This is a genomic window from Streptomyces crystallinus (assembly GCF_039521265.1).
Taxonomy (GTDB): Bacteria; Actinomycetota; Actinomycetes; order Streptomycetales; family Streptomycetaceae; genus Streptomyces; species Streptomyces crystallinus.
On sequence record NZ_BAAACA010000014.1, the window covers coordinates 694407 to 706957 of the forward strand.

General features: G+C 72.0%; 10 protein-coding genes and 1 riboswitch. Of the genes, 3 read left to right on the plus strand and 7 right to left on the minus strand.

Annotated elements, in window-relative coordinates; all coding sequences use genetic code 11:
* The first annotated feature begins 151 nt into the window (after window positions 1-151).
* Window positions 152-1468 carry an FAD-binding oxidoreductase gene (locus ABD236_RS13715; protein WP_344073860.1) on the plus strand — a complete coding sequence of 439 codons (1317 nt, stop codon included), beginning with the start codon at window positions 152-154 and terminating at the stop codon, window positions 1466-1468.
* A gap of 69 nt (window positions 1469-1537) precedes the next feature.
* On the opposite strand, the gene ABD236_RS13720 is transcribed toward ABD236_RS13715, so the two are convergent.
* The gene (locus ABD236_RS13720) at window positions 1538-2200 is read right to left on the minus strand and encodes an HAD family acid phosphatase (protein ID WP_344073861.1); all 663 of its coding nucleotides are present in this window, start codon (window positions 2198-2200) and stop codon (window positions 1538-1540) included.
* A 379-nt stretch (window positions 2201-2579) separates the two neighbouring features.
* On the opposite strand from ABD236_RS13720, the gene ABD236_RS13725 reads away from it, so the two are divergent.
* Window positions 2580-3887, plus strand: a complete 1308-nt coding sequence (locus ABD236_RS13725) for an aldehyde dehydrogenase family protein (protein ID WP_344073862.1) — start codon at window positions 2580-2582, stop codon at window positions 3885-3887.
* A 61-nt stretch (window positions 3888-3948) separates the two neighbouring features.
* Here the strand turns inward: ABD236_RS13725 and ABD236_RS13730 are convergent, their stop codons facing one another.
* Window positions 3949-4944 carry a helix-turn-helix transcriptional regulator gene (locus ABD236_RS13730; RefSeq protein ID WP_344073864.1) on the minus strand — a complete coding sequence of 332 codons (996 nt, stop codon included), beginning with the start codon at window positions 4942-4944 and terminating at the stop codon, window positions 3949-3951.
* Window positions 4945-5072: 128 nt separating this feature from the next.
* Here ABD236_RS13730 and ABD236_RS13735 point away from each other — a divergent pair, with 128 nt between their 5' ends.
* A complete protein-coding gene (locus tag ABD236_RS13735) occupies window positions 5073-5939 on the plus strand; it encodes an NAD(P)H-binding protein (protein ID WP_344073866.1) in 867 nt (288 codons plus the stop codon).
* Here ABD236_RS13735 and nicT read toward each other — a convergent pair.
* The 5 genes from nicT to ABD236_RS13760 form a co-directional block, all read right to left on the minus strand.
* Complete coding sequence (gene nicT / locus ABD236_RS13740) at window positions 5932-7089, minus strand: Nickel transporter NicT (RefSeq protein ID WP_344074232.1); 1158 nt, start codon at window positions 7087-7089, stop codon at window positions 5932-5934. The two genes, ABD236_RS13735 and nicT, sit on opposite strands and share 8 nt — an antisense overlap.
* 29 nt (window positions 7090-7118) lie before the next feature.
* Window positions 7119-7325, minus strand: a riboswitch (cobalamin riboswitch).
* A gap of 173 nt (window positions 7326-7498) precedes the next feature.
* A complete protein-coding gene (locus ABD236_RS13745) occupies window positions 7499-8542 on the minus strand; it encodes a radical SAM protein (RefSeq protein WP_344073867.1) in 1044 nt (347 codons plus the stop codon).
* A 196-nt stretch (window positions 8543-8738) separates the two neighbouring features.
* Window positions 8739-11198, minus strand: coding sequence for a penicillin acylase family protein (locus ABD236_RS13750; RefSeq protein ID WP_344073868.1), 2460 nt, complete (start codon window positions 11196-11198; stop codon window positions 8739-8741).
* A 160-nt stretch (window positions 11199-11358) separates the two neighbouring features.
* Window positions 11359-11706 (minus strand): peptidoglycan-binding domain-containing protein, encoded by a 348-nt coding sequence (locus ABD236_RS13755; protein WP_344073869.1) that lies wholly within the window; start codon window positions 11704-11706, stop codon window positions 11359-11361.
* Window positions 11707-11922: 216 nt separating this feature from the next.
* Window positions 11923-12483, minus strand: coding sequence for a potassium channel family protein (locus ABD236_RS13760; protein ID WP_344073870.1), 561 nt, complete (start codon window positions 12481-12483; stop codon window positions 11923-11925).
* Window positions 12484-12551: the final 68 nt, after the last annotated feature.

The following is a 12551-nucleotide window of genomic DNA, read 5'->3' on the forward strand; positions in this document are numbered from 1 at the left end:
TCCCGCGCGACCCCCGCGTTCCGCTTCTCGCCCCCGCTCCCTCCCCCTTCTCGTCACATTTCCCCGTTCGATTCCGTCAGGGAAGTGATCGCGAAAGCCGGCCGGTGCGGTTCCGGGGGCACACGCAGAACGAGGAAGTAGGGAAAGAACCATGACGACGAGCGCTCTCGCCGAACTGCGTTCACAGGTGCGCGGCCGTGTCCTGCTGGCCGGTGACGACGACTTCGACCAGGCACGACAGCCGTGGAACCTCTCCGTCCAGCAGCCCGTCTCGGCGGTCGTCGAGGCGGCCGACGCCGACGACGTCTCGGCCGTGGTGCGCTACGCGGCGGCGGCCGGACTGGTCGTCGCGCCCCAGCCCGGCGGCCGGGGCGCCAGCGGTGACGTGGAGGGAGCGATCCTCCTGCGCACCGGCAAGCTCGACGAGCTGCACGTCGACGCCGCCGCCCGCACCGCGCGCGTCGGTGCCGGCGTCCTGGGCGGCCAGGTCCAGGCCGTGGCCGGGCCGCTCGGCCTCACCGGTCTGCCGGGCAGCTCCCCGCTGGTCAGCGTGGTCGGCTATACGCTCGGCGGCGGCCTCAGCTGGTTCGGCCGCAAGTACGGCTGGGCCGCCGACAGCGTCACCGCCTTCGAGGTGGTCACCGCCGACGGCGCCCAGACCCGGGTGACCGCCGACACCGACGCCGAGCTCTTCTGGGCGCTGCGCGGCGGTGGCGGCGACTACGCCCTGGTCACGGCCATCGAGTACGACCTGCACCCCGCCCCCGCGCTGTTCGGCGGCCGGGTGGTCTGGCACGGCAGCCAGGCGCCCCGCGTCCTGGAGGCCTTCCGCAAGATCACCTCGACCGCCCCGGACGAGCTGACCACCTGGATCAACCTGCTCCAGATCCCGAACGGCCCCTCGCTGGTCACCATCGACAGCACCTTCCTGGGCGAGGAGACCGAGGGCCGGGCGCTGCTCAGCGCGCTCGACGGCATCGAGGGCGCCAACACCGACACCCGCGGCATGATCCCGGTGGCCCAGCTGGGCGAGATCACCGCCGAGCCGACCGAGCCCGGCGCCTCCGCGACCCGCGCCGAGCTGCTCACCGACCTGGACGACAAGGTCGCCGCGGCTCTCCTCGCGGAGCCGGTCGACCCGCTCTTCGGGGTGCACATCCGCCACCTCGGCGGCGCCTTCGCCGCGCCGACCGAGAACCCGCAGGGCCCGCTCACCGAGCCGTACACGCTGTCCATGTTCGGTGTGCCGTTCACGCCGGAGCGCGGGGCGCAGATCGCCGCCCGCCAGGAGGCGCTGGTCCAGTCGGTCGCCCCGTACGTCAGCGGCCGCAAGCCCTACACCTACCTCTCCCCCGGTGACACCGCCGCCACGGCCTTCAAGCCGGAGGCGCTGGCCAAGCTCCAGCAGATCAAGCGCGACCGCGACCCGCGCGGCGTCTTCCGCAGCAACTTCCCCGTCCTGGGCTGACGGCCCCCGGAGCACGAGCGGCGCCCCGCGGCAGTGGCCGCGGGGCGCCGGTGTGCGTCGCGGCGGACGTCAGGACAGCTTGCCGCCGTAGTCCGGGAGCTTGAAGGTGCGCTCGGCATGGCCGCCGACCAGGTCGGTGGTGTTGTTGCCGAAGTTGGCGATGACCGTGTAGCCGCGCGCCTCTATCTCGGCCCGCTTCTCCGTCTTGTACGTGCTGACCTCGTGGAAGAGGTCCGGCAGATCGCGTACGTACAGCCCGGTGACCGGGTAGCCGACCGCCTTGAGGTTGTACGAGGTGAGGGACTCGATGATGCCGGGGCGGGCGGTCACGAAGAAGACGGCGACACCCTGCGCGCTCGCCTCCCGCACCAGGCCGCGCATGGACGCGATGGCCGGGGTCGGGAACGTCCAGAAGTGGTGGAAGTCCGTCTCCAGCGAGGTGTTGTCGATGTCCAGGACGATCGCCGGCCGCTCGCCCGCGGGCGAGGCGGCGACGCGCTCCTTGAGGTACGGGCGCGCGGTGTCGACGACGGCCTGGACATCGCGCAGCCAGGTCGCGTAGTCGACGTCCTTGAGCGCGGTGACCCCGCCGGAGGCGGCGGCACGGACCACGGCGGAGTGCGGGGCAGCGGCGGGCGCGGCCGCCTGGGAGGCGGTCGGCGCGGCGATGAGGGCGGTCGCCGCGGCGGCCACCGTGACGGCCGTGCGCGTCGTCCAAGCAGTGCGGTGCATGGGGGGTCGGTGCTCCTTGGTCGCGATGGTGGGAGTCCGCGGGAGTCCGGCCGGGGCCGTGGCGGACGGCATCGGCGGCACGGAATTGGCATGCGCACGGCCAAGAATGATCACCGGGTGGCGCGATGTCTACTGGTCGGTAGGAAACTTCTCGTATACGCGTGATGAATCCACGGAAGTGGTCCTGAGGCCTCCACGAGCCCGCCCCATACGGAGGCTGGACCCCCGGATCCACGCCCCTTCCCCGCCGCCCGGTGCACTTGTTCCACACCCTGGGAATTTATTTTCCAACCTCAACTGTTGGCATATACATCGAGCCGTTGCGGCTCGACCCGACGACAGCGCGGACCGACGGGTCCGCCCCCAGCAGCGAGGCACCATGAACCCCACCCAGGAGCAGCCCGCCGACACCGTGGCCCGGCTGCGCGCCACCTTCCGCACCGGCCGCACCAAGCCCGTCGAGTGGCGCACCACGCAGCTGCGGCGGCTGCGCGCGATGCTGACCGAGCGCGGCGCCGACCTGGTGGAGTCGCTCCACGCCGACCTCGGCAAGAGCCCCACCGAGGTCCACCGCACCGAGATCGGCTTCACCGTCCGGGAGGTCGACCACACCCTGGAGCACCTCGCGCAGTGGCTGCGCCCCGAGCCCGCGCCGGTCCCGGAGCACCTGGCCGGGGCGACGGCCTGGACGCAGTACGACCCGCTGGGTGTGGTCCTCGTCATCGCGCCCTGGAACTATCCGGCTCAGCTGCTGCTCACGCCGCTGGTCGGCGCCCTGGCCGCCGGGAACGCGGTCGTGGTCAAGCCCAGCGAGCTGGCTCCGGCCACCTCCGCCGTGCTGGCGCGTCTGCTGCCCGAGTATCTCGACCAGGACGCCGTCGCCGTGGTGGAGGGTGGCATTCCGGAGACCACCGCGCTGCTGGCCGAGCGCTTCGACCACATCTTCTACACCGGCAACGGCACCGTCGGCCGTATCGTCATGGCCGCCGCGGTCCAGCACCTCACGCCGGTCACCCTGGAGCTGGGCGGCAAGTCCCCGGTGTTCGTGGACCGGGACGCCGACATCGCCACGGTCGCGGCGCGGCTGGCCGCCGGCAAGTTCCTGAACGCGGGCCAGACCTGTGTCGCCCCCGACTACGTGCTCACCGACCCGGAGACCGCCCGCGCCCTGGAACCGGCGCTGGCCCAGGCCGTCGAGGCGCTGTACGGAGTCGACCCGCAGGCCTGTGCCGAGTACGGCCGTGTCGTCAACGAGCGCCACTTCGACCGTCTGAGCGCGCTGCTCGACTCGGGGCGCGTCGTCACCGGCGGCCGGGGCGACCGCGCCACCAAGTACCTGGCGCCGACCGTCCTCGCCGACGTCGACCCCAAGTCGCCGGTGATGCAGGAGGAGATCTTCGGCCCGATCCTGCCCATCGTGACGGTGGCCGACCTGGACGAGGCCATCGGCTTCATCAACGACCGCGACAAGCCGCTGGCCCTGTACGCCTTCACCGAGTCCGACGCCACCAGGGAGCGCCTGGCCGCCGAGACCTCCTCGGGCGGTCTCGGCCTCGGGCTTCCGCTGGCCCATCTCACCGTCTCCGACCTGCCGTTCGGCGGCGTCGGCGAGAGCGGCATGGGCAACTACCACGGCCGCTACTCCATCGAGACGTTCAGCCACCGCAAGGCCGTGCTGGCCGGGTGACCTGAGGCGGGGCCGGGGCAGGGGCCGGGACGGATTCCCGTTCCGGCCCCTGCTTCATCCGCTACAACGGGCCGTAGAGCGTGGTGAGTTCCGCCGCCAGCCGGGCGAGGTGCTCGCGGGCCTCGACGGGTTCGAGGATCTCGACGCGCGCTCCGAGACCGGCGAGCTGCGCGGCCACGACCTCCGGGGACGGGCCGTCGATCTCCATGTCCAGCCACCCGTCGCCCCGTTGGCCGCCCAGGCGCAGCCGGCCGCCGAACAGGACGCCCAGAACGCGCTCGGCCGTGGGCTCGGCCCGTCCCCGTACGGTCGCCCCGCGCATCCGCTCCTCCATCGGTGCGGCCAGCTCGCGCCAGACCGTGGCCAGGTCGAAGCCCTCGGGGCGGACGACGGGGTCGGTGGTCAGCTCGACCGAGGTGATCCGGTCGAGACGAAAGATACGCAGCCCGGTCCCGGTGGAGCCGGGGCCGGCACCGGGCCGGGCGGCCGTCTCTCCCTGCTCCGTACCGGCCACGAGGTACGGGACTCCCGCCTTGGTGACGATGCCCAGCGGGTGGACCGTGCGAATGCCGGTCGGGCTGCCGGGGCGGGCGTATCCCAGACGTACGCACAGGCCGTCCACCACCGCACGCTGGAGCGCGTCCAGCAACGGCGTGCCCGCGGTGACGGGCAGCCTCGACCAGTCCGTGCCGTCGGTGGCGGCGGCCTTCGCGGCGGCCTCGGCGTCGGACCGGAGCGGCGCGGGCAGGGCACGGATCAACTTCCGCAGCGCCGTGCGGAGTTCCGGGGAGACCGCCGACGGGCCAGCGACCAGGAACATCGCGCGGATCTCGGCGGCGGTCAGCCCGGAGAGGTCGGTACGGGCGCCGCCGACGAGGGACCAGCCGCCGCCCCGGCCGTGCTGGGAGTAGACGGGGATACCGGCCGCCGCCAGCGCCTCCAGGTCGCGGCGCGCGGTGCGTTCGGACACCTCCAGCTCCTCGGCCACCTCGCGCGCCGTCACCCGTCCACGGGTCTGGAGGAACAGCAGGGTCGCCACCAGTCGATCGGCTCTCATACCGATCATTCTCTTTCTCAAACTGGCCAGGAGATGGCCAGTTTGGCTTTCAGGATGAGTGCAGATCGAACACGGCGGAGCGACATCGCCCCGCGTACGCCATCGCCACACAGGCGCAGGGAGAAATCATGATCGTGGTGACCGGAGCAACCGGGAACGTCGGACGGCATCTCGTACGGGAGCTCGCCTCGGCGGGCGAGCGGGTGACGGCGGTCTCCCGTCGACTGCCGGGCCAGCTGTCGGCAGGTGAGCAACCAGCAGGTGAGCGGCCCGGCAACGTGGAGTTCCAGCAGGCCGATCCGGCCCGGCCCGAGACCCTCAAGCGCTCGTTCGACGGCGCCGACGCGCTGTATCTGCTTGTCGCGGGCGACGGCGAGGGTCTCGACCCGTACGCCATCCTCGACACGGCGCGGGCCGCCGGAATCCGGCGGGTGGTCCTCCAGTCCTCGCAGGCCACCGCGACGCGCCCGCACTCCGTCGCACACGCCCCGCTGCGCTCCTTCGAGGAGGCCGTACGGGAGTCGGGCCTGGCGTGGACGGTGCTGCGGCCGAGCGGGTTCGCCTCCAACGCCTCTATGTGGGCGCCCTCGATCCGCGCCGAGCGGACGGTGACGGCACCCTTCGGCGACGTCGGCCTGCCGGTGGTCGACCCGGCCGACATCGCGGCGGTCGCCGCCGCTTGCCTGCGCGACGGGAGTCACGCGGGCCGGACGTACGAACTCACCGGACCCGCGCCCGTCTCGCCGCGCAGGCAAGCGGCGGCGATCGGTGGGGCGCTGGGGCTGCCGGTGCGGTTCGTCGAGCAGAGCCGGGCCGAGGCGCGGGAACTGCTGCTGCGCTTCATGCCGGAGCCGGTCGTCGAGAGCACGCTCGGCATCCTCGGCGAACCCACGCCCGAGGAGCGACGGGTGAGCGCGGACGTGGAGCGCGTCCTCGGCCGGGCACCACGGACGTTCGCCCAGTGGGCGGCGGACAACGTCGTCGCCTTCAGGTGACGTCCGAGGCGGACGCGGGTGCGGCGTCGGCGGGCCGGTCCTGTCCGGGCACTTCGGCGGCCGTGGCCACCCGTACCGCCCACCGCTGCTCGACCTTGGCGAACCGCCAGTACGCCAGGGCCGCGGCCCACACCGCGACGAACAGGCCGACGATGATGAAGCCGACGTTGTCCAGGTCGAGGCCCGCGACCCAGCCGGTGAACCCGTCCCGCAGATCGAGCTTGTCGTGCAACACGCCCACCAGCTCGATCGTCCCGATCAGGAAGGCCACGGCGATGGAGAGCCCGGTGATGGTCAGGTTGTAGAACACCTTGCGCACCGGGTTGGAGAAGGCCCACTGGTAGGCGAAGTTCATGAACGTGCCGTCGATGGTGTCGAACAGGCTCATCCCCGCCGCGAACAGCAGCGGCAGACACAGCACGGCGTACCAGGGCAGCCCGGCGGCCGCGCCCGATCCGGCCATCACCATCAGCGTGACCTCGGTGGCCGTGTCGAAGCCGAGCCCGAAGAGGAAGCCCAGCGGGTACATCTGGCCGGGCCGGGTGATCGACTTGGTGAAGCGGCCCAGGAGGCGGTTCATGAACCCCCGTGAGTCCAGGTGCTGTTCCAGCTCGGCCTCGTCGTACGTCCCGGCGCGCATGGCCCGGAAGACCCGCAGGATACCCACGAGCGCCAGCAGGTTGAGCGCGGCGATGAGATAGAGAAACGATCCGGAGACGGTCGTTCCGACGATGCCGAGGGTCTGGTGGGTCTGCGACTCGTCGTTCATCAGGGTGCCCGCGAGCTGTGCGCCCCCGGCGACCAGCGCCGCCATGGCGACGACGACGCTGGAGTGCCCGAGCGCGAACCAGAAGCCGACCGACACCGGCCGCTTGCCGTCGGCCATCAGCTTGCGGGTGGTGTTGTCGATCGCGGCGATGTGGTCGGCGTCGAAGGCGTGCCGCATGCCGAGGGTGTAGGCGGTGACGCCCAGCCCGAGGCCGAACGTCTTGGAGCCGACCTCGTAGTGCTGGGGCACCACGAGCAGGAAGAGGATGCCGAACGCCACGACGTGCAGGGCGGCGATCACCACCAGCAGCCAGGCGGTGCGGACGGTGTCCTCCCGCCGCCAGTGGAAGGCGGTGGGAGGGGTGGCGGCGGGCAGGGTCATTTCGTTCACGCTCCAGCACCTCGTGGATCATTACGCGAGATGCCGTGGCCGGTCTCCTGGCTTCCGGGTGTCGCACCGCCCCTGCCTTCCCAGCGGCCTCACGGCCACCAGTGGCACAACGGGGCGGGCTACCCGAAGCCGTTCATGGCCTGAACGTCATGGGGCCCGATCACAGTGGCGAGGGCCGCTCCGGTCTTGCACCGGTCTTCCCGAACACCACGGCTCGCCAACCGTAGGTGCGACCCGCCCCACCTGCAAGTCTGGCTGTGGGTGGGGGTATTGCAGATCACACTCCGGGGCAAGCGGAGGGATCTCGTCCACCGGTCGCGCCGAGCGCGGGCCCAGCTCGGACCGAGCGTCGGAGGGCTCCCGGGGGGCGGTGGCTCGCCCTCCGCGCCCGACACCGCTCTCACCCCGCCGTCGGCGCGGTGAACACCGGACGGCGGTCGATACGGGCACGCACGGCGTCCGAGCCGAAGTGGTAGTCGATGCGCCGGACCGCCTCGGCCCAGCTCCGCATGGTCCCCGCGTCGGAGAGCGCCTCGACCACGAACGGGTCGGTCCACCGTTCCACCGCACGCCGCCACAGCTCCGCCGGGGGCTCCTCCAGCAGATTGCCGACCGTGCCCTCGTAGATGAGCATCGCTCGCACCTGCCCGTCCGGCTCGATCTGCACCGACCGGAAGTCGAGCCCGCGCGCCACCTGTTCGGGATTCATCTGCAAGGAGAAGTTGGTCGACGTGCCGACCCTGACCGTGGCCGGTGCCAGCGCCTGGAGCCGTGCGCGCTGTTCCTCGCTGCCGAGCCGGGCGAGCTGTTCGTCCGAGAGCAGCTCGTGCTCGGCGTATCCGGTGCGGCTGCCGAGCCCCGACGGCACGGCGGCGCCGAAGTCGAGGGAGCTCAGATGCGGGAAGCGCGGCAGGATGTCCGTACAGAACTCCTCCAGCCGGTCGACGTTGCTCCGTACGACCGCGCAGTCGACCGCGAACGGGAGCGGGCGGTCGCCACGTTCGGCCCGCTCCCGTGCTCCGGCCTCCAGCAGCGCCAGCGCTCGCATCGCCCGCCCGAACGAACCCGCCCTGCCGCGGATCCGGTCGTGCACCTCGGGCGTGGGACCGTCGACGCTCACCACGACCCTGCCGCAGACGCGCGCCAGCTCCTCGGTCATCCACGGCTGGAAGTTCCAGCCGCCGGTGTACACGAGCACCGAGATACCTGCCCGCGTCAGGCGTTCCGCGACCTCGAACACCCCCTTGACCAGCAGTGGTTCTCCCCCGGCGAGGGTGACCTGGACCGGGCCCAGGGAGATCACGGCGTCGGCGATCCGCAGCATGTCGTCATGGCTCACCTGCCGTGAGGGGCGCCTGCCGGACTCCGAGTAGCAGTGGGTGCAGCGCAGCGGACAGGCGTAGGTGATGTCCCAGATGACGGACTGTGGGCCATCGGCAACCATGTTCGCGTGCTCCATCGCATGCTCCCGGTCTCCGCTCGCGGTCTCGGCACCGGAGCGCCCCCCGTGCGGTGGGTGGGGGGCGCTCCCGTCTCGCTCAGACTAGGAGCCGCCAACCGGCCCGCGGTATCCCCAACTCTGGGGATGGCGCGTACCGGTCGGGACCCCTGCGCCCGCGCCTCCGGCGGCCGCCGCGCTCTCAGCCCCGCAGGACCGTGGTCCGCAGCCGCGGGTCGGCGGCTATCTCCGCCTCCGTGAACCGCTCGGTGACCCAGCGCTTCTGGGAGAACAGGACGGTCTGGTCGGTGTAGTGGGGCGACGCGGGGTTGGCCGACTGCCCGTAGGTGAGGATCGTACGGGTACGGGGCCCCTGGGGCGTCAGCTCCGTCGCCATGATGAAGCTGGAGCCGGAGGCGTGGTCGTCCGGGGAGCTCGGGCGTGTGGCGCCGCCGCTGCCCGCCGTGGGCGTGGCGTTCACGACGTTGAAGCAGCCCTCCCCACCCGAGCAGCCGGGCAGCGGTATCCCCGCCCACCGCTGGAGAGCGCCGATCGGCGCGTCCAGAGGCAGTTTGCCGGCGGCCAGTTGGCGGACGGCGTCGGCAAGCGCGCCGCGCACCCTCGGTTCGTCCCCGTTGAGCCCGCGCGGGGTGGTGAGCGGCTGAGCCGGGTCGTACGCCACGCGCCACCAGGGGTACGGGCCGCCCACCCGGGTGCGGAACGCCTTCCACAGGACGGCTCCGCGGCTGTCCGGGTCGTCGCGCATGTCCCAGGCCGCGAGGACGTCACAGGCGGCGCGCACATCCACCTCGGTGCCGTCGGTGGCGGTCAGGACGGGGTGTGCGCGGCACATCGCGACCGCGTCGTCCCGGCCCAGCTCCGCCGTGTGGTTGCGGTTGCCGAGCATGCTCGCCTGGAGCGTGGGCAGGGTGAAGCCCGGCGCCCCGAGTCCGTCGCTGCCGTCGCGCCGGCCCGCGATCATCTGGAGCCCGAGCTGGGCGCGTGGGCCGATCGGCCCCCCGGCGTGGTACATCCGCGGGTACCCCGTGAGCGGCGCCTCGGGGTTGGTCAGCGCCGAGTCGTTGTTGGAGTTGGCCACGTAGTCGGTCCGGGTCAGCCGGGGCTGGTGGCCGGGGCCGAAGACGCCCGGGACGGCCGCGTCCGGGTCGCTGCCCCAGTCGCAGGCCGAGGTGGACCCGTCGAGCACCCCTGGCAGATCCTCGTCCGCGCCCGGCAGGGAGCACCGCTCCAGCTGGTCGTCGGTGACATGGGGCACGGCGGAGGAGTCGTTGAAGTACGCGGTGCCGTTGGAGTCCGTGGCGATCGTGTACGTCCAGGGGATGCCCTGGTAGGTCTGGTGCGCCTGGGTGAGTTCAGCCACAGACGTGGCCCTGCCGATCGCCAGCCACTCGTTCATCGAGCGCAGATTGTCGGCGTTGGCGTCCCTCAGCGCGTACGCCTCGGTGCGCGTCCAGCCGTCGGCGAGGACCGGGCCGTAGCGGGAGGTGTAGAGGGTGGCGGAGACCGTGGAGAGCTTGCCGTCGGCGCCGCGAACCGTGACCGGGACGGTCCGGCGGGCCATCGGGACCGCCTTGCCGTCGACGAGGTAGCTCGTCGGGTCCCCGGGAGCGAGGGTGAGGCGGTAGAGCGAGGAGTGGTCGGCGTAGCTCGTGGTGTGCGTCCAGGCGAGGGTGCGGGTGTGGCCGATCTCGACCAGCGGGGTGCCGTAGATACCGGCACCGGCGACGTCGATGACGCCCGGGATCGTCAACTGCACCTGGTAGAAGCGGTCGCCACCGATCCATGACAGGTGCGGGTTGGCCAGCAGCATGCCGTCGCGGCCGCGGGTGGCGTCACGGCCGAGCGCCCAGCCGTTGCTGCCGAGCTCACCGCGGCGGGGGCCGGCGCCGTTGGAGGGGCTCGTCGACGGTTTCGCGGAGGCCGGGGCCGGGCCGCCCGCCGTGGTGCCGCGCGCTGCCGTCGGCGCACGCAGCGGCTTCGTCGACTTGCCTACGGTCGGTGGGGTCGCGGTGGCGATGGCCTGCTGGAACGCCGCCGCTCCGGCGGCGCCGTCGACCTCGTAGACCAGGTTCCAGATGTCCATGGCGCTGATCGGGCCGACCCAGGGCTTGCCCTTGCAGGTGGGGTCGGGCAGTTGCGCGGTGCCGGTGTCGCGCAGATACCTGTTGTACCCGGCGGCGTACCCCTCGACCATCCGGCGCAGCTCGGGTGTCGGGCCGAGCGGCGCCGGGCGGTCGAGCAGTCGCCGGACGGTGCCCGCCTGCCGCAGCCCTTGGTGGTAGGTGTCGCTCGCCAGGTTGGGCGTGCCCTCGGCGGTCGTCTCCGCAGGGCCGAGATATCTGGAGCGTTCGCCGCGCAATGTCAGCACCTGGTCGGCGAGTTGACACAGGTTGTCCTGCGCGAACGCGTACCCGTATCCGTATCCCAGACCGCCGTAGTCATGGGCCAGGACGTGCGGAATGCCGAATTCGGTGCGGCGGATCTGCGCGGTGTACCCGTGGTCCCCCACCCGTCCGCCGTCCGGTTCCGTGGCGGCGGAAGCGGAAGCGGACGCGGGTAACAGTGCGGCCACGCCGGATGCCAGGCAGAGCGTGGCGAGGGCGGGCCCCAGTCTTCTTGTGGTGCGCACTTTCTGACGCATCGCCAGAGTCTGTCGATAGCTGGGCATGTGCGTAAGCGTCCCGCGACGGCGGGTGTCGCCACATCAACCCCTCGACCGAACTTCGGGCCCGGCGGTGGACCCATGGATGTAGACCCCGGGGTGGAGAAACCGCCTCTGACCTGCGGCGTTCTGGCCTTGGTCACACGCAGGCGTGGTCGAGCAGACCGGCCCAGGTCCGCGGGCCGACCAGCCCGTCGACGTCGTGGCCGCGGTAGCCGCAGGCGTACTGGAAGGTCTTCACCGACTTGGTCGTCCCGCTGCCGAAGATGCCGTCGACGGCCGTGCGGATGCCCTGGTCGGTGAGCTTCTGCTGGAGGTACCGGACGCAGGTGCCCCGGTCGCCCTGGGAGAGGAACGGACGCGTCTGCGCACACCCGGCTGCGCTGGGCGCGGGGGCCGGGGCGGCGGCGGCCGGGGCGAGCATGCCCGCGCCGCCGAGCACTCCCGCGCTGAGCAGCGCGACGACGAGGATCCGTACCTGTTTCATGGGGCCTCCCGTGGACGGGGCGACCGCGTCTGACGCGACGCGTGTCGCCGTACAGCGGCGGCGAGCCGGGTGGCCGCCGACGGAAGGCCACCCTAGGGAAGGGCGTTGCCGCGGGGCGTCACACAGGGGGTTGAGATACCTCCTGCAACCACCGCGGTAGGTTGCCCCGGCCTCCACCCGGCGCGGCAGCGGACCGCACCTCATCAGCCACGACGGTCACGGATCATCGAGGTACTCGGGGCGCTCGGGATCCAGGCCCCGCCGCCGCAACCCGACTTGGACCGCGCCGAACAGGACTTTGGCGATCACGCCCACCACGACCAGGTCCGCGAGCATCTGCACGGTGGTCAGGGCCCGGCTGGTGCCGGTGGTGGGCGCGATGTCGCCGAAGCCGACGGTCGCGAACACCGTGACCGTGAAGTACAGCGCGTCGGTCCGGGTCAGCGGCTCCGAGAACGACGCCGGCCGGCTGTCGGCGAGCAGGTAGTACGTGGCCGAGAACAGCACGAGGAAGAGCGGCACGGCGGTCGCCAGCGCCTCGAGCGCCCGCAGCCGCGGATACTCCGCACGGGTGATGGCGGCGATCTGCCAGGCCGTGAGACAGCCGAAGAGCAGCAGCCCCAGCACGAACACCATGACCGCGCCGACACCGAGCCCTCGATCCAGCGGCGCCAGGTAGTACAGGGCCGTCAGCACGGCCACCGAGGCCAGTGAGCGCAGCAGATGACCGGCGAGGGCCCGGCGGCGACGCCGGCTGCCGGGGGCTGCGCGTTCCATGGCCGCTCCGGTGTGCGCGGGGTGCTGTGGCTGTTCCCTGGGGGTGAGGTGGCTCTTCCTCCTCTTCA

What these genes read in the sequence shown, in the direction of transcription:
- ABD236_RS13715 (WP_344073860.1), top strand. Translation starts at nt 152, where the DNA reads ATGACGACGAGCGCTCTCGCCGAACTGCGTTCACAGGTGCGCGGCCGT.
- ABD236_RS13755 (WP_344073869.1), bottom strand. Translation starts at nt 11,706, where the DNA reads ATGAAACAGGTACGGATCCTCGTCGTCGCGCTGCTCAGCGCGGGAGTG.
- ABD236_RS13730 (WP_344073864.1), bottom strand. Translation starts at nt 4,944, where the DNA reads ATGAGAGCCGATCGACTGGTGGCGACCCTGCTGTTCCTCCAGACCCGT.
- ABD236_RS13735 (WP_344073866.1), top strand. Translation starts at nt 5,073, where the DNA reads ATGATCGTGGTGACCGGAGCAACCGGGAACGTCGGACGGCATCTCGTA.
- ABD236_RS13750 (WP_344073868.1), bottom strand. Translation starts at nt 11,198, where the DNA reads ATGCGTCAGAAAGTGCGCACCACAAGAAGACTGGGGCCCGCCCTCGCC.
- ABD236_RS13745 (WP_344073867.1), bottom strand. Translation starts at nt 8,542, where the DNA reads ATGGTTGCCGATGGCCCACAGTCCGTCATCTGGGACATCACCTACGCC.
- nicT (WP_344074232.1), bottom strand. Translation starts at nt 7,089, where the DNA reads ATGACCCTGCCCGCCGCCACCCCTCCCACCGCCTTCCACTGGCGGCGG.
- ABD236_RS13760 (WP_344073870.1), bottom strand. Translation starts at nt 12,483, where the DNA reads ATGGAACGCGCAGCCCCCGGCAGCCGGCGTCGCCGCCGGGCCCTCGCC.
- ABD236_RS13720 (WP_344073861.1), bottom strand. Translation starts at nt 2,200, where the DNA reads ATGCACCGCACTGCTTGGACGACGCGCACGGCCGTCACGGTGGCCGCC.
- ABD236_RS13725 (WP_344073862.1), top strand. Translation starts at nt 2,580, where the DNA reads ATGAACCCCACCCAGGAGCAGCCCGCCGACACCGTGGCCCGGCTGCGC.